A 15,558-nucleotide genomic window follows, 5' to 3' on the forward strand; every position below is an offset into this window, starting at 1 on the left:
TTGCGCAATTCCGGGCAGAAAACCGCGGCACGGTTTTCCTGAAATTGCTTACCCGTTGATCCTGTTCATGAAGGCCATGGCGCCGAAGGGCGCGCGGACCTTGCCCTCGGTGATGAAGTAGACGAACACGTCGCGCGGTTTGGCCGGTGCTTCAGCGGCGGGATCGGCGCGGGGCAGGTCGGCGGGAGTGCCGCCGGCAGCCCAGACCTTGGCGCGCTCGGCCCACGCATCAAGTGCCTCCGACGTGTAGCAATCGTGATTGTCGTCGCTGCCGGTCTGCAGCCGCGCATAGACAAAATCGCCGGTGATGTCGGCGATTGCGGGATATTTGGCGTGGTCGGCATAAACGATGGCGACGTCATGCTTCCGGGCCAGCGCAGCGAACTCGGGCACGATGAAGGAATCGTGGCGCACCTCGACCGCGTGGCGCAGTTCCACGCCATCCTGCTTTTCAGGCAAAAGCCTGAGGAAGGCGCCGAAGTCGGCTTCGTCGAATTTCTTGGTCGGCGCAAACTGCCACAGGATCGGGCCGAGCTTGTCGCCAAGTGCGGCAACGCCCGAGCCGAGAAACCGCATCATCGATTCGCCGGCCTCACCAAGCACGCGGCGGTTGGTGACGAAGCGGTTGCCCTTGAGCGCGTAGACGAAACCATCAGGGGCCTCGCTGGCCCATTTCAGAAAGGTCGGTTCCTTGAAGGATGAATAATAGGTACCGTTGACCTCGATCGTCGGCACGTGGCTGCTGGCGAATTGCAGCTGCTTCGCCTTGGACAACTTTTCCGGGTAGAACGTGCCTTCCCAGGGCTCAAACGTCCAGCCGCCCATGCCTGCCCGGATGTTTCCACTCATCGACCTATCCCTTCTCAGTCACTGCGGTCACTTCTAGCCGAAGGTAGAGGAGCGTCAAAGCCGCGAACGATGTCTTGGGCAAGCATCCTGACAGCAACTTCCGCGAAGGCCGATGCCGGCAGGCAATACATCGCGCGGAGCCGGTAAGAGATTTTACTGTTTGTTGGAGGATAGCCGCCTGGCGAAGGTCATACAAACACAAACATTCGTGGACTTCATGTCGAAGATCCCAGGGACGCGGGCGGCTTCGCCCTCCGGGATGGTGCGGATGGGCATGATCGCCCTGGCCGGGGCGACCATCGTTTCGCTCATCGCCTACGATTTCGCCGACAACGACCGAGACCTGCTGGCAAAGGACCGTGTCGAGTGGACGCTGTTCGGGCTGATCAGGCCAATCGTTGCCCTGATCTCTGCCTGCCTGGTCGCGGTGTCTTCCTGGCCTATGTGTGGCTGCTGCGCCGGCAGCACGAGGCGAGCTCGGTGGCAGCCACGTAAGATAGCCTGCCAATTTGTCGGGCGTCAGACTGGATGCGTTGCGGTCAATGGTGTTCGTTCGACGGGGCATGCTTCGAAATCAAAGCGTACCCTTGCCGCCGCGATGCGGCCGGCCACGCCATAGGATGCGTCCCACTCAACGCGAAACTCGTCGCCAGACCGCACGACCACGAGATCTCCGATAATGCCCGGCAGATGAAAGTCGGACAGCGAGATTTCGCTGATGGATTCGAGTGTGAGTGTCACGACAACATGACGATCAAGGATAAAATAGCCCTGGTCATCAACCTGAGCGGTCATCCGAAACGCTCGGATCTTCAGCTGTCCGGACCGGCTGGAGGACAAGTCGATGTCGAACATTTCGGCATCGTGAAAATGTGGCACGAAGCCAAACCAATCGATTAGCTCGCGGGCGCCTGGAATCTCCGCGAATGCCTCGCGTCGCGCGTGTTCATGTGGCTCGTTCGTTGCCACGGCGGCGGACTACTCCGCCGCCTCTCGCTTGCCGCGCGGGCGGCGTTCCAGGAGTTCCTTGAGGAACTGGCCGGTGTAGCTGCGCGGCGCGGCGACGATGTCTTCGGGCCGGCCGGAGGCGACGAGTTCGCCACCGCCGTCGCCGCCCTCAGGGCCGAGGTCGAGCACCCAGTCGGCGGTCTTGATCACCTCGAGATTGTGCTCGATGACGATCACGGTATTGCCCTGGTCGACGAGCTCGTGCAGCACCTCGAGCAGCTTGGCGACGTCATGGAAGTGCAGGCCGGTGGTCGGCTCGTCCAGGATGTAGAGCGTCTTGCCGGTGGCCTTGCGCGACAGCTCCTTGGCGAGCTTGATACGCTGGGCCTCGCCGCCGGACAGCGTATTGGCCTGCTGGCCGATATGGATATAGCCGAGGCCGACCTGGTTGAGCGTCATCAGCTTGTCGCGCACCACGGGAACGGCGGCGAAGAATTCGACGCCTTCCTCGACCGTCATGTCGAGCACGTCGGCGATCGATTTGCCCTTGAACAGCACGTCGAGAGTTTCGCGGTTGTAGCGCTTGCCGTGGCAGACGTCGCAGGTGACGTAGACGTCGGGCAGGAAGTGCATCTCGATCTTGATGACGCCGTCGCCCTGGCAGGCCTCGCAGCGGCCGCCCTTGACGTTGAAGGAAAAGCGGCCGGGCTGGTAGCCGCGCGCCTTGGCTTCGGGCAGGCCGGCGAACCAGTCGCGGATCGGCGTGAAGGCGCCGGTGTAGGTGGCCGGGTTGGAGCGCGGCGTGCGGCCGATCGGCGACTGGTCGATGTCGATGACCTTGTCGAGGAACTCGAGGCCCTCGATGCGGTCGTGCTCGGCCGGGTGCTCGCGTGAACCCATGATGCGGCGCGACGCGGCCTTGAACAGCGTTTCGATCAGGAATGTCGACTTGCCGCCGCCCGACACACCAGTCACGGCGGTGAAGGTGCCGAGCGGAATTTCGGCGGTAACGTCCTTCAGATTGTTGCCGCGCGCGCCGACGACCTTGATGCGCTTGTTTTTCTTCAGCTCGCGGCGCTGGGCGGGAACCGCGATCTCGAGTTCGCCCGACAGATACTTGCCGGTGATCGAGTTCGGGTTGGCCATGACCTGCTGCGGGGTGCCCTCGGCGATGATCTGGCCGCCATGGATGCCGGCGGCCGGGCCCATGTCGACGACATAGTCGGCGGTCAGCACCGCGTCCTCGTCGTGCTCGACGACGATGACGGTGTTGCCGATGTCCCTGAGGTGACGCAGCGTGTCGAGCAGGCGGGCATTGTCGCGCTGGTGCAGGCCGATGGACGGTTCGTCGAGCACGTAGAGCACGCCTGTCAGTCCCGAGCCGATCTGCGACGCCAGCCGGATACGCTGGCTTTCCCCGCCCGACAGAGTGCCCGAGTTGCGCGACAGGGTCAGATATTCGAGGCCGACGTCGTTGAGGAAGCGTAGGCGCTCGCGGATTTCCTTAAGCACGCGTACGGCGATCTCGTTCTGCTTGTCGTTGAGAAGGGCCGGAAGCTCCTCGAACCAGGCATTGGCCTTGCGGATCGACTGCTCGGTGACTTCGCCGATGTGCTTGCCGCCGACCTTGACCGCCAAAGCCTCGGGCTTGAGGCGGTAGCCCGAACAGGCCGGGCAGGGCGTGGCCGACATGAAGCGCTCGATCTCCTCGCGCATCCAGGCGGATTCGGTTTCCTTCCAGCGGCGCTCGAGATTGGGGATCACTCCTTCGAAGGTCTTGGTCGTCTTGTAGGAGCGCAGGCCGTCGTCATAGTTGAAGGTGATTTCCTTGGCGCCCGTGCCGCGCAGGATGGCTTCCTGTGCTTCCGTCGAAAGGTCGCGCCAGCGGTCGCCGATCTTGAATCCGTAGACCTTGCCGAGCGCTTCCAGTGTCTGGGTGTAGTAGGGCGAGGTCGACTTGGCCCAGGGTGCCACGGCACCCTCGCGCAGCGATACATGCTCTTCTGGCACGACGAGCGCCGGGTCGATGGCGCGCTGGTTGCCCAGGCCGTCGCAGGCCGGGCAGGCGCCGAACGGGTTGTTGAAGGAGAACAGGCGCGGCTCGATCTCCGGGATGGTGAAGCCCGAGACCGGACAGGCGAATTTCTCCGAGAACAGAATGCGTTCGTGGGTTTCGTTGGCGGACTTGTTGATCGCGTCGGCGCCGGTCTGGCTGGCATCGAGCGGCTTGTCGGCGAACTCGGCCACGGCGAGGCCCTCGGCCAGCTTGAGCGCCGTTTCGATCGAGTCGGCCAGACGCGTGGCGAGGTCGGGGCGGACGACGATGCGGTCGACGACAACATCGATGTCGTGCTTGTACTTCTTGTCGAGAACGGGCGCTTCGGCGATCTCGTAGAAGGCGCCGTCGATCTTGACGCGCTGGAAACCCTTCTTCTGGAGCTCGGCGAGCTCCTTCTTGTACTCACCCTTGCGGCCGCGGACGATGGGCGCCAGGATGAACAGGCGAGTGCCTTCGTCGACCGCGAGCACGCGGTCGACCATCTGGCTGACCGTCTGGCTCTCGATTGGCAGGCCGGTCGCCGGCGAATAGGGCACGCCGACGCGCGCGAACAGCAGGCGCATGTAGTCGTAGATCTCGGTGACGGTACCGACCGTCGAGCGCGGGTTCTTCGAGGTCGTCTTCTGCTCGATCGAGATCGCCGGCGAAAGGCCGTCGATCTGGTCGACGTCGGGCTTCTGCATCATCTCGAGGAACTGGCGGGCATAGGCCGACAGACTCTCGACATAACGGCGCTGGCCCTCGGCATAAATGGTGTCGAAGGCGAGCGAGGATTTGCCCGAGCCGGACAGGCCGGTCATGACAATCAGCTTGTCGCGCGGCAGGTCGAGATCGACATTCTTGAGATTGTGTTCGCGCGCACCGCGAATGGAAATGTACTTGTGATCGGCCATTGCCGCGCCGCCGCCTCAAATCTGGAATTGCTTGGAGTGGCGGGTGAACCCGGCCATCCCTCATGTAGGTACTTTCGCCGCCCGGTCGAGAGGCGCCGCAACCAAATGCGTTTAAGCGCCTTTGGCGCGCAGGGGCAAGTGGAAAGAACAAAGGCCGAACGCGCTCCTGACAACGTTATGGCAGGAGCCTCACGCGAATCCGGGGCCACGAAAGCCGCCTTCGATCACATTTTTCCCGACTAACAATGTTGTGGTTGACGCCGCCGAATCAGGGATGCAGACTGCGTATGTCGCCTGAGGCCGAGCCTCGTTGAGGGCTCCTCACCATGCTACGGTCGGTCTGCGAGACGCCGCAGACACGCGAGTTGAGCAGCAGGCGAACACATGGCGCAACTGACGTAGGAGCAGAGCATGACTCCACCGGACAGTCCCAAAGGGTTCCGCTAACAGGACGGAACCACAGCAGGCGCAGGTGCCTGGCTTTCCCTAGCGAAAAGCCTCACGCAAACCCCGACCTGTTGTTCCCCCAGACAATTTGAAACCATTGTCGGATCGTTGGCTGTGAGCCACGAAGCATCCGAGAGAGCAAAGCCGGTAAACCATTCCCGGCAGGCAAGGGTATAACCCGACAACAGGCCCCGTGCGCTCCTGGTAGCGGCGGGGCCAACTTGTAGCGGCGGGGCCAACTTTTTTGGGCCCGCCTGTCCCTGGGCTGCGGCTGTCCCTGGGCTGTTTGTCGCTGCCGATTCCGGGCTCGAGTTTCCAAAGCATGCGAGGTGCTGAAACTCCGCTACAACCCTTGTACAATCGCCTGATCGTTCCGACCTAGCATCGAGAGGCCGCCAACACGGCCGAGCGGGGGGAACAATCGTGACTGTTGACCGGACCGGGCTGATCGGACTTTTGGGCGGGATGAGCTGGGAGTCCAGCGCGCTCTATTACCGGCTGATCAATCAGGCGGCACATGCCAGGATGGGCGGGCATCACAATGCGCGCTCGCTGATGTTCACGCTCGATTTCGATGAGCTCAACCGGCTGGCTGCCGAAGGCGACTGGATGCGGGTCGCGGCGGTGATCTCGGAGGCGGCGCGCAGCCTTGAAAAGGCGGGAGCCGCCTTCGCCATGCTGACAGCGGTGACGCCGCACACGATTGCCGATCAGGTGGCCGGCGCGATCGGCATTCCGCTGCTGCACATCGCCGACCCAACCGGCGAAGCGATCCGTGCCGCCGGCATCAAGCGCGTCGGGCTGCTCGGCACGCGCTACACGATGGAACTTGGGTTCTTCGCCGAGCGGCTTCAGCAGCGTTTCGGCATCGAGGTTATCGTGCCGTCGGAGGATCAGCGCACGGCACTGCATCGCATCATCATCGACGAACTGACGCTCGGCTTGGTGAAGCCGGTGTCGGCCGCGGTGCTGCAGCAACTGGCCGGCGATCTCGGCGCGCGCGGGGCAGAAGCCGCCGTCGTCGCCTGCACCGAACTGCCGCTGCTGCTCGGTATGGATGCCTATCCGATGCCGGCATTCGACGTGGTCAAGCTGCATGCCGAGGCGGCGGTGGAGCTGGCACTGGCGGGGTGAGGACGGTTTCAACGGAGTGGTATTCGATCCAGCTTGATGCGAGCAGCGCCATCCGCTCGCGGCGTGCCCGATCGTCGATCGAATAGGGCAGGTCGACCTCGAGAGGCTGGCTCTCGATCTCGCTCCATGAGCGCCCGATCATGCGGAGATAGGCCCGTTTTACCTTGATGTAGCGGGAGTTGTGGTCGATCTTTGAAATCGAGCACGGCACCGGCGAAAGTTCGAACAGGTCTCGCAAGGCTGCGTCAAGAACATGTTCCGAAATCACCGCGCAACTATCACCCGTTCCCAGATGATCTGAACGGGTAGTGGCAGCCTGTTGAGGTTCGCTGAACGGCGCGGCAACTAAACCGAGAGAGCTTGATTCCGCGCCCGGCTGATGCAATGCGCAAGTGCTAGGCCGGTGCGGCGACGGCGAGGATGATGGCGATCAACATCAGCAGCGGGCCCATCCACTTGAACTGGCGCACGAGGTTGCCGAGCCAGGGCTGGTTGGGCGGCATCGGCAGGTCGACATAGCCGTAAGCGACAGCCGCCAATCATACGCCGGCACAGAGCATGATGAACTCGTCGATGTAGGCTGCGATCACCTGATCCTCCAAAACGCTTGCCGTTGCCGAGGGCAGCTGTCGCAGACGGCGTCTGGCACTGCAAGCCGGTACGGCCGGTCTCCTGACAACGCTCCACTGGAGGCCGTCACACTCATGTCCGGGAAATCGAATTGCCTGCTTGACAGGTCAGTATGACGTTATAACCTCTTGGTGCGGGTCAGGCCTGGAATATGGCCCCGCATGTGGAGGACGAATTCATGAAACTCGCGTGGATCAAGGGCGCGCTGGCCGCCGGCATCGCCCTGTTGCCGAGCGCCGTCTGGGCGCAGTCAGTCAATATTTCCTACCTGACCCACTGGGCGCCGGAGACAGTGGCGCTGCTGGAGCAGGCGGCCAAGGATTTTTCCAAGGACCATCCCGAAGTGGCGGTGACGGTGCGAGCCGTGCCGTTCGGCGACCTGTTGACGACACTGCGTTCGCAGGGCGGCGGGCAGGGTGCCACCATTGCCGGCATCTACGATCTGTGGTTGCCGGAACTGGCGCGCGACAAGCTCGTTGCCCCCGCGCCCGAGCCGGTTGCCGGCGAGGTCAAGGGTGCCTGGCCCGCTGGCGTGGTGACGGCGGCGAGCGTCGGCGGCACACTCTACGGCATCCCTAACGAGATCGACGTCTATGCGCTGAACTACAACAAGGCGCTGTTCAAGGAAGCCGGCATCGAGGCGGCCCCAAAAACCTGGGACGAGTTCAAGGACGCGGCGGCGAAACTGACCAAGAAGGACGCCGGCCAGCAGGGCTTTGGCATGATCAACAGCTGGGCGGCGGGCGTGGTGCATCCGTTTTCATCGCTGCTGGTGTCCAACGGCGGCGAGCTTGTAAGCGACGGCAAGCCCGTGCTGGACAGCAAGAACGCAGGCGAGACCTTCGAGCTCTACGAGGACCTGATCAAGGCGGGCTCCAGCGACCCGGCGATGGGCACGGCCGATGCCAACACGACTGGACCGTTCCTCGACAATTTCGTCTCCGGCAAGACGGGTATGATCATCATGGCCAACTGGTGGGAGAGTGCGGTCAAGGCAGGTATGGGCGACAAGTTCGCCAATATCGCCACGGCGCCGATCCCTGTCGGGCCTTCAGGCGACAAGCCGCGCTCGATCTCCTATTCGTGGATGACCGTGGTGAATGCTGGCGCGGCGGAGGCCGAGCAGGAGGCGGCGTGGGATTTCCTCGCCTGGCTGAACAGCCCGAAGTCGGGCCCGAACGGCGCTTCGGCCATGGCCGATATCCTGATGTCGATGGGCATCCTGCCGTCGCGCAGTTCCGACGTCGAAGCCTTCAAGGACAAGCTCGGCTCGGAATTCCTGTCTGGCTATGTCAGCGTGCTGGCCGATGCCAAACCATTCCCGGTCGTTCTCGGCGGCCAGGAGTTCTCGGAGTCGCTGCAGCAGACCATCGAGGCGCTGCAATACGGCAAGGTTTCAGCCACCGAGGCGCAGACGAATGCGCAGGCCGACGCGACTGCGATCCTGGAGAAGGATGCGAAGTAGGCTTTTTCCTTCTCCCCGCCTGCGGGGAGAAGGTGGCCAACGCGTCGGATGAGGGGCGGCACTACGTCTGGACAACTTGGCGCTGCCCCTCATCTGCCTGCCGGCGTTCGATACTCGAAAAGCCAGGCAATTGGCCTTTCGTCCGCTGCGCTGGCCGCCTCTCACCTCCCCGTGACGGGGAGAAGCACGCAGCGGCGCCGTCTCGCCCACTCTCGCTCACCCTTGGCCGTTCATTTAATGACCAGAACCCACCAACATTCCGTCTGGATGATGCTGACGCCGGCCGTCTCGCTGATCGGCGCCTTCATCTTCGTGCCAATGGTTCTGACGGTGTGGCTGTCGCTGCAGGACTGGTCGACCCAGACCGGATTCCAGACGGCTCAGTTCGTCGGATTCGACAATTTCCGTGAGATCTTCGGCGCGACCTCGGTGGGCCGCGACTTCAAGGGCGCGCTGGTCAACACGGCGCTCTACACGCTGATGTCGGTGGCGCTGATCCTGCCTGCTTCGGTGGGGTTCGGATTGCTGGTCTACCAACGCAATGTCGCTGGCGGCAATGCACTGCGGACGATCCTGTTTTCGACATACATGGTGCCGATGATCGCAGTGGCGCTGGTGTGGTCGAAGCTCTATTCACCGAGCGAGGGGCCGATAAACCAGATGCTCGGCTGGGTGGGCATCGGGCCACAGCCCTGGCTGTCGTCCCCTGATACGGCCCTAGTTTCCATCGTCGTCCTGAACGTCTGGCAGCAGGTCGGCTATTTTACCGTGCTTGTCGTGGCCGGGCTGACGCAGATCCCGGCCAGTCTCTACGAGGCGGCGACCATCGACGGCGCCAACGGGCGCCAGCAGTTCACGGCGATCACCCTGCCGCTGCTGAAGCGGACGCTACTGTTCAGCGCCGTCATTGCCATCATCAATGCCGTGCAGGTGTTCGAGCCGGTGGCGCTGATCACGCAGGGCGGGCCGGTGGGCTCGACCAACGTATTGACCTATCACATCAGGCGTGTCGGCATCGAACGCGCCCAGGGTGGCCTGGGCTCCGCCATGGCGGTGACGCTGATGTTGTCGCTGATCGTGGTGATCTTCGCTTTGTTCTCTTTCGCTCGCAAGGGAGACGACGAATGAGCGCGGCTGGCGAATGGCGTCCGCGCCGCGGTCTGTTCTTCTTCAGGTCACGCCCAACCAGCGGCGACTATGTCGTGGCAACGCTGATGCTAGTGGTCGCCGTGGCCTCGGCCTTTCCGCTGGTGTGGATGGTGCTGTCCAGCCTGAAGACGCCGGCCGAAACCATGCAGGTGCCGCCGGTGTGGGTGCCCGAGAGCCCGAGCCTGGAGGCCTTCGGCAAGGTGTCTGGCGTCATCAATGTCGGCCGCTCGATGCTGAGCTCGGCCGTCATCGCCACCATCACCACGGCGGGAATCATCGTCACCAGCCTGATGGCAGGCTACGCTTTTGCCAAGCACCGCTTCCATGGTCGCAACGCGCTGTTTGCGCTGCTGATCGCAACCATGTTCCTGCCACCGATCGTGACGTTGATCCCGCTCTACCGGATGATCGGTACCATCGGGCTCGACGGCAGCCTTGCCGGCGTGATCCTGCCCAATCTGGCCAATGCCTTCGGCATCTTCCTGATGCGGCAGTTCATTGCTGGCGTACCTGACGACTTGATCGATGCGGCGCGCATGGACGGCGCTTCGGAGATGCGCATCCTGTTTGCGATCGTAGCACCCCTGGTGACGCCGGCGGTTGCGGCACTGGCGCTGTTTGCATTCGTCTATCACTGGAACAGCTACCTCTGGCCGCTGACGGTGCTGCAGGGAAATGCCGAACAGTATCCCATCGTCATCAGCCTCAGCCGGCTGCTCAGCTACAACCGGGGCGCGATCAACACAAATCTGGTCATGGCCGGTGCGACGCTGGCCGTGCTGCCGCCGCTGGTGCTGTTCGTGTTCCTGCAGCGCTTCTTCGTCGACTCCATCATAAGCTCCGGAGTGAAGGGATGAGCAAGGTTCTGGCCATCGATCTCGGCGGCACGCAGCTCAGGGCTGGGATTTGCGACGATGCTGCGCCTGCAGCCGTTCGACATATCGGCGCGTGGCCGGCGCCCAAGGGGCTCGACGGCCTGTGCGAGACGATTGCCTGGCTGGCCAAGGAACATAGCGCGGAACGGCTCGGCGTTTCGGTGCCGGGGACGGCACGCGGCGCGCGCTGCCTGTGGATCCCCAATCTGCCTTGGCTTGATGGTGTCGACCTCTCAGGTCAATTCCCCGATCTCGTGATCGGTCTGGGACAAGATGCGCAACTGGCGTTGCTTGCCGAAGCTTCGGCGGGCGCGGCAAAGACGCTTTCGGATGCGATCCTGGTGGCGATCGGCACCGGCATCGGCTCGGCGGTGCTCTCAGGCTCGAGAATCGTACGCGGCGGGCATGGTGCTGCCTGCTCCTTCGGCTGGGCCTGTGCCGATCTCGACGATGACGGAGACGACCGCGACGGCTGGCTGGAGCGGCAGGCAGCGGGCAGGGCGTTCGATGCCATCGGGCGGCAGGCCGGCTTCAGTGACGGACGCGGTGTGGTGGCGGCCGCGCGTGCGGGAAACACGGATGCAATTGATGCATTGGCGCGGCCGGCGAAGGCGCTGGGCGTGAGCTTGGCAACCGCCGTGGCGCTGCTCGACCCGCAATCAGTGATCCTGGCCGGCGGCGTTGCCGAGGCGGCCGACGTGCTGGTGCCGATGGTGCAAGCCGCGATGAAGAAGCAATTGCCGCCGCATCTGAGATGCGTGCGCATCGAGGCCGGCAGCTTCGGCAAGGATGCCAGCCTTGTGGGGGCGGCATTCGCAGGCGTCCGCGGCCAACAATGGGACGAAATCCGATGAGCGGAATGTTTGCAAAACCCAACCGCAGCCGGCCGGAGCCGCTGTGGCACCAGGCCGAGCAGGCGATGCGGACGCTGATTTCGTCCGGCGAGTGGTCCACGGGCGCGCAGATCCCAAATGAGGAGCGCCTGTGCGACCTGTTGGGGGTCAGCCGCATCACCGTGCGCCATGCCCTGCGCAACCTCGAGGATTCCGGCCTGCTCAGCCGTGAGCACGGGCGCGGCACCTTCGTGCGCAGCCCGACCGTCATTGCCGGCGTGCGCGGCCTGACCAGCTTCACCCAGGAGATGGCCAATCTCGGGCTCAATTTGGGCACAAGGCTGCTCGACGCCCGGATCATTGCCGCCGACGTCCAGGTGGCCGGCGCGCTGGAGATCGAGGAAGGCACGCCGGTGCTCCGGTTGCGCCGCCTTCGGCTTGGCAACGACCAGCCGATCGGTATCCAGACAGCGCATCTGCCGGCGGCGCGCGTGCCAGGCCTGCTGGAAACGGCGGGAACCGTCTCCTCGCTCTATGAGACGCTGAAGGCGAGCTACGGCATCGTGCCCCAGGAGGCGCGCGAAATCTACCGCATCGGCGAGGTCAAGCCGGAGGATGCCGAGCTGATCCAGCTTAAGGCCGGCAGCTCCGCCTTCATGGTCGAACGCATCGCCTTCGACCGCTCCGGCCCGTTCGAATTCACCGTCTCGACCATGCGCGGCGACCGCTACGAAATCCGTTCCGTTCTCCATCTCTGACCATCTGAAAGGTTCTTCAATGAAAACTTCTTACATCAGCCGGCTGGCCAAGCTCATCGACGGGGCGGCGAGCGCCAACGAGGCGGCGTTCGAGACCGTATCAGTCCGGCTTGCTGAGACGCTTGCCAACAAGGGACTGGTGCATCTCTATGGCTCGGGCCATTCGGTGTTGCCGTGCCAGGAGGCGTTTCCGCGCTACGGTTCTTATGTCGGCTTCAACCCGCTGACCGACCCGCGCGTCATGTGGCACAACGTGCTCGGCTCGGGCGGCGTGCGCGAGCTTCTGTGGCTCGAGCGCACGGAGAACTATGCGGAAAAATTCCTCGACCACCAGCCGCTCAACCCTGGCGATTCCATCATCATCTATGGTCATAGCGGCCGCAACGCCTCCGGCATCGACACCGCGCTCTATGCCAAGAAGCGCGGCCTGTTTGTCGTCGCCATCACCAGCAAGAACAATCTCGATAAGCCGGCGAGCCATTCCTCGGGCAAGCGCCTGGCTGACGCCGCCGACGTCGTCATCGACACGACCTCACCGATCGAGGACGCGATCGTGCCGGTGAAAGGCTGGAGCCGCCCGGTAGCCGGCTCGTCGACGGTGCTCGCCATGATCATGACGCATGAGCTGATCGCGCGCACGGCGCAAAAGCTTGCCGACCGCGGCATCGAGCTGCCGACATTTGCCTCGCCGACAATCGAGGGTGTGACGCTGCACGACACCGACGTGATCTACGGCATCTACCGCGAGAAGATGATCGAGGCGCAGCGCAAGCATCTCGACTTCTTCAAGGAACGGATGCAGGGCGAAGCGTAACCCCTGTTCCTGACATCGAAAAGCTGGCTTGGCGTCCGGAAGGGCGGCCCGCTGGCATTTGGCATGACGCCTCTTGCCATTTCCAATCATTAGCGATAGAACAAAATGAGAACATAAATGACTTGTGGACGGCACGAGGTTTTCCGCCGGCAGGGGGCGCGGGCGGAGGGTGCGATGGGCTAGTGTGCGCCCTCACATTTTCTTGGAATTGGTTTAGGACTAGCGCGGAGCGGTGTCATGGCAGGTAGCGTCAATAAGGTCATTCTGGTCGGCAATCTGGGCGCTGACCCCGAGATCCGCCGGCTCAACTCGGGCGAGCCGGTCGTCAACCTGAGGATCGCGACTTCGGAAAGCTGGCGCGACAAGAATTCGGGCGAGCGCAAGGAAAAGACCGAATGGCACCAGGTCGTCATCTTCAATGACAACCTCGCCAAGGTCGCCGAGCAGTACCTGAAGAAGGGCATGAAGGTTTACATCGAAGGCCAGCTCCAGACCCGCAAATGGGAGAAGGACGGCATCGAGCGCTACACCACCGAAATCGTGCTGCAGAAATTCCGCGGCGAACTGCAGATGCTCGACGCGCGCGGCCAGGGCGGTGACGCAGGCTATAGCGGCGGTGGCGGCCAGGTCGGTTATGGCGGCGGTCAGGGTGGTGGTTATGGCGGCGGCCGTTCTGATTTTGGCCAATCGAGCCCGACCGACAGCTATGGCGGCGGTAACCGCGGCGGCGGTGGCAATCGTGGCGGCCAGGGCGGCGGTGGCGGCATGGGCGGTGGCGGTTCGCGCGACCTCGACGACGAAATCCCGTTCTGAGCGTAGCCAAGGCGGCGGGCGATCGAGGTCGTCTACCATCTGACGGGGCGGCGTTGGACCTGATGCGAGAGTTTTGTGCGTCGGGTCCATCTGCAAAGTTGCTGCGCCAAAGCCGTCTTAAGGCTATGTGCAGTGTCGGTCGCGCCATATTGTACTCTCGCAGCATTGATGTCGCGCAGCAGTACAAGTCGGTCGCTGGATTTCGTGAATGACTGTTCTCGCGAATCTTCCTGCTTCGCGTTACTGGGGAGAATGGGGTACGGGGTCTTCATTCACCGGTCGGATTCGATCTACGACGACAGTCCTGCCGAACGGTATCAGTTTCCGCCGCAATATTTCGGCCGGGTGCAGGCCTGTGTCGGCGATTGGATCGTCTATTACGAGCCACGTAAGGTAGCCGACACCAAGGGATACTTCGCTGTTGCCAAGGTGCAGCAGGTCATCCCGGATCCCGGCGCGAAGGGCATGTTTCTCGCGCTTGTCGAACCAGGCAGCTATCTCGATTTTGCCAATCCGGTTCCCTTCAGCGACGCTGACGGTGTGATCGAGCGCGGGCTCCTCAACGACGACGGGCGAATTTCTGGGCGCGCGCAGGCGGCGGTAAGGCCGCTTTCTCCAGCCGATTTCAGTCGCATCGTCACGCTGGGGCTGGATCAGGCAGAATCTACGCTTCCAAGGGTCGATCCGGTAGCGCCGGCCAGCGGCTTCTTCGAAGACCAGGCGCCCTTCGTGTTTGCGGAGAGCCGCGAGCGTACGCAGTTCCTGACATCCCGCATCGTGCGTGACCGCGTCTTCCGAAGGATCGTTCTGCGTGCCTATGACGAGCGCTGCGCGATCACCGGATTGAAGCTCATCAATGGTGGCGGAAGGGCGGAAGTTGCGGCGGCCCATATTCGCCCTGTCGAGGCCGACGGACCGGACGTCGTCAGCAACGGCATCGCGTTATCGGGAACAGCCCATTGGATGTTCGATCGTGGCCTTATCAGCCTGTCGGACGATCTCGAAATCCTGATTTCCCGCCAGGCAAACGATCCCGATGGTACAAAGGGCATCGTCAATCGCAGCGGCCGAGCAATCGGCCCCCGGCGCCTGTCCGATCGTCCTCATCCACACTTCCTGCTCTGGCATCGCGAGCATTGCTTCAAGCAATAGGTCGGGCGTGCTGATCAAAACTAGTGATGGACGAGGTTACAGCCTTTCCGCCCATCGATGTCCCTGATGGCATAGGTCGAGGCAGTTCTTCAGCCAGCTGCGTTCCGACTGCTGCAGCTTCGGCAGGGCATTGACGAAATCTACTTCGTCCTTGGGGCGCCCGTATTTGGCCTTGAACAGCAGGACGGCTGCCGGCTTGAGGTAGGGGATGCCGGCCGGCGTCGTGGCGACAATGTCAGTGCGCGGCACTGCTACGGCCGGGTTCCGCTTGTAAACCCACAGATCCGGCGAACCTTCCTCGATCATCATGTCGACGCGCCAGCAGTGCCGCACGACGTCCAGGCACCAGATCTGGGAGATTTCGGCAGACGGGGCGCTTTGCGCGGGCAGGTGCTTGACGATGCCATCTCCGGCAGTGTGGCATTCCATGCCGGCGAGTGCGCGGCGGAAGACGGGCACGTCGCTGCGCAGGACCGTGAATTAGAGGTCTTCGTGCTCGCGTGTCTGATGGCCGTGCCAGAGGTCGAGCGCCCAGCCGCCGACGACGCACCAGGGCAGGGAGACGCCGGTCAGGTGGCGCGCCAACTCGGTTGGATGCCAGGCGCACCATGCGTCATGGTCCGGCGTATCGGGCTGATTCATGCCAGGGGCTGTTCTTTTGCGCTGCTTTAGCCGTATCGAGGCCCGGATCAAGGCTGCTTCGTTCGACGAACGGCCTGACTTCCGGCCCCGCAGCCGG

At 63.1% G+C, this 15,558-nt stretch carries 16 protein-coding genes; 9 read left to right on the forward strand and 7 right to left on the reverse strand.

Translation table 11 applies throughout. The features are described from left to right. Positions 1-48: 48 nt before the first annotated feature. From DY201_RS15185 to uvrA, 3 genes are all read right to left on the reverse strand, one after another. Positions 49-849: a DUF72 domain-containing protein gene (locus tag DY201_RS15185; protein ID WP_115731913.1), complete on the reverse strand. Its 801-nt coding sequence runs from the start codon at positions 847-849 to the stop codon at positions 49-51. Positions 850-1,368: 519 nt separating this feature from the next. Beyond that, positions 1,369-1,818: a hypothetical protein gene (locus tag DY201_RS15190; protein ID WP_115731914.1), complete on the reverse strand. Its 450-nt coding sequence runs from the start codon at positions 1,816-1,818 to the stop codon at positions 1,369-1,371. A 9-nt stretch (positions 1,819-1,827) separates the two neighbouring features. Then, the gene (gene uvrA, locus DY201_RS15195; RefSeq protein WP_115731915.1) at positions 1,828-4,749 is read right to left on the reverse strand and encodes an excinuclease ABC subunit UvrA; all 2,922 of its coding nucleotides are present in this window, start codon (positions 4,747-4,749) and stop codon (positions 1,828-1,830) included. An 870-nt stretch (positions 4,750-5,619) separates the two neighbouring features. On the opposite strand from uvrA, the gene DY201_RS15200 reads away from it, so the two are divergent. Further along, positions 5,620-6,330 carry an aspartate/glutamate racemase family protein gene (locus DY201_RS15200; protein WP_245432003.1) on the forward strand — a complete coding sequence of 237 codons (711 nt, stop codon included), beginning with the start codon at positions 5,620-5,622 and terminating at the stop codon, positions 6,328-6,330. Here DY201_RS15200 and DY201_RS15205 read toward each other — a convergent pair. Both DY201_RS15205 and DY201_RS29060 read right to left on the reverse strand, forming a co-directional pair. Next, a complete protein-coding gene (locus DY201_RS15205; RefSeq protein WP_131922286.1) occupies positions 6,284-6,715 on the reverse strand; it encodes a hypothetical protein in 432 nt (143 codons plus the stop codon). The genes DY201_RS15200 and DY201_RS15205 overlap by 47 nt on opposite strands. Before the next feature lie 10 nt (positions 6,716-6,725). Then, positions 6,726-6,869: a hypothetical protein gene (locus DY201_RS29060; RefSeq protein ID WP_245432004.1), complete on the reverse strand. Its 144-nt coding sequence runs from the start codon at positions 6,867-6,869 to the stop codon at positions 6,726-6,728. A gap of 269 nt (positions 6,870-7,138) precedes the next feature. Here DY201_RS29060 and DY201_RS15210 point away from each other — a divergent pair, with 269 nt between their 5' ends. The 8 genes from DY201_RS15210 (at position 7,139) to DY201_RS15245 (ending at position 14,819) form a co-directional block, all read left to right on the forward strand. Further along, complete coding sequence (locus DY201_RS15210; RefSeq protein ID WP_115733815.1) at positions 7,139-8,425, forward strand: ABC transporter substrate-binding protein; 1,287 nt, start codon at positions 7,139-7,141, stop codon at positions 8,423-8,425. Between the two features lie 237 nt (positions 8,426-8,662). Then, positions 8,663-9,553, forward strand: a complete 891-nt coding sequence (locus DY201_RS15215) for a carbohydrate ABC transporter permease (RefSeq protein WP_115731918.1) — start codon at positions 8,663-8,665, stop codon at positions 9,551-9,553. Next, positions 9,550-10,431: a carbohydrate ABC transporter permease gene (locus DY201_RS15220; RefSeq protein WP_115731919.1), complete on the forward strand. Its 882-nt coding sequence runs from the start codon at positions 9,550-9,552 to the stop codon at positions 10,429-10,431. Before DY201_RS15215 ends, DY201_RS15220 begins: the two co-directional genes overlap by 4 nt. Beyond that, the gene (locus DY201_RS15225) at positions 10,428-11,303 is read left to right on the forward strand and encodes an ROK family protein (RefSeq protein ID WP_115731920.1); all 876 of its coding nucleotides are present in this window, start codon (positions 10,428-10,430) and stop codon (positions 11,301-11,303) included. Before DY201_RS15220 ends, DY201_RS15225 begins: the two co-directional genes overlap by 4 nt. Continuing rightward, positions 11,300-12,040, forward strand: coding sequence for a GntR family transcriptional regulator (locus DY201_RS15230; protein WP_115731921.1), 741 nt, complete (start codon positions 11,300-11,302; stop codon positions 12,038-12,040). The genes DY201_RS15225 and DY201_RS15230 overlap by 4 nt, the downstream gene beginning before the upstream one ends. Positions 12,041-12,059: 19 nt before the next feature. Beyond that, on the forward strand, positions 12,060-12,854 hold the full coding sequence (locus tag DY201_RS15235) for a sugar isomerase domain-containing protein (RefSeq protein WP_115731922.1): 795 nt from the start codon (positions 12,060-12,062) through the stop codon (positions 12,852-12,854). Positions 12,855-13,091: 237 nt separating this feature from the next. Further along, a complete protein-coding gene (gene ssb, locus DY201_RS15240; RefSeq protein ID WP_115731923.1) occupies positions 13,092-13,667 on the forward strand; it encodes a single-stranded DNA-binding protein in 576 nt (191 codons plus the stop codon). Between the two features lie 252 nt (positions 13,668-13,919). Then, positions 13,920-14,819 carry an HNH endonuclease gene (locus DY201_RS15245; protein WP_115731924.1) on the forward strand — a complete coding sequence of 300 codons (900 nt, stop codon included), beginning with the start codon at positions 13,920-13,922 and terminating at the stop codon, positions 14,817-14,819. A gap of 36 nt (positions 14,820-14,855) precedes the next feature. On the opposite strand, the gene DY201_RS15250 is transcribed toward DY201_RS15245, so the two are convergent. Both DY201_RS15250 and DY201_RS29850 read right to left on the reverse strand, forming a co-directional pair. Next, entirely contained in the window at positions 14,856-15,278 is a 423-nt protein-coding gene (locus tag DY201_RS15250) for an amino acid transporter (RefSeq protein ID WP_425358732.1), read from the reverse strand. 21 nt (positions 15,279-15,299) lie between these two features. Continuing rightward, positions 15,300-15,461 carry a nucleotidyltransferase domain-containing protein gene (locus DY201_RS29850; RefSeq protein WP_425358733.1) on the reverse strand — a complete coding sequence of 54 codons (162 nt, stop codon included), beginning with the start codon at positions 15,459-15,461 and terminating at the stop codon, positions 15,300-15,302. Between the last annotated feature and the right edge of the window lie 97 nt (positions 15,462-15,558).

This window comes from Aminobacter aminovorans, assembly GCF_900445235.1.
In the GTDB taxonomy this organism is placed as follows: domain Bacteria; phylum Pseudomonadota; class Alphaproteobacteria; order Rhizobiales; family Rhizobiaceae; genus Aminobacter; species Aminobacter aminovorans.

Excerpts from the sequence above, each read along its gene's own strand:
- DY201_RS15215 (WP_115731918.1), top strand. The coding sequence starts at position 8,663 with ATGACCAGAACCCACCAACATTCCGTCTGGATGATGCTGACGCCGGCC.
- DY201_RS15185 (WP_115731913.1), bottom strand. The coding sequence starts at position 849 with ATGAGTGGAAACATCCGGGCAGGCATGGGCGGCTGGACGTTTGAGCCC.
- DY201_RS15245 (WP_115731924.1), top strand. The coding sequence starts at position 13,920 with ATGGGGTACGGGGTCTTCATTCACCGGTCGGATTCGATCTACGACGAC.
- DY201_RS15235 (WP_115731922.1), top strand. The coding sequence starts at position 12,060 with ATGAAAACTTCTTACATCAGCCGGCTGGCCAAGCTCATCGACGGGGCG.
- ssb (WP_115731923.1), top strand. The coding sequence starts at position 13,092 with ATGGCAGGTAGCGTCAATAAGGTCATTCTGGTCGGCAATCTGGGCGCT.
- DY201_RS15230 (WP_115731921.1), top strand. The coding sequence starts at position 11,300 with ATGAGCGGAATGTTTGCAAAACCCAACCGCAGCCGGCCGGAGCCGCTG.
- DY201_RS29850 (WP_425358733.1), bottom strand. The coding sequence starts at position 15,461 with ATGAATCAGCCCGATACGCCGGACCATGACGCATGGTGCGCCTGGCAT.
- DY201_RS15210 (WP_115733815.1), top strand. The coding sequence starts at position 7,139 with ATGAAACTCGCGTGGATCAAGGGCGCGCTGGCCGCCGGCATCGCCCTG.
- DY201_RS15220 (WP_115731919.1), top strand. The coding sequence starts at position 9,550 with ATGAGCGCGGCTGGCGAATGGCGTCCGCGCCGCGGTCTGTTCTTCTTC.
- DY201_RS15225 (WP_115731920.1), top strand. The coding sequence starts at position 10,428 with ATGAGCAAGGTTCTGGCCATCGATCTCGGCGGCACGCAGCTCAGGGCT.
- uvrA (WP_115731915.1), bottom strand. The coding sequence starts at position 4,749 with ATGGCCGATCACAAGTACATTTCCATTCGCGGTGCGCGCGAACACAAT.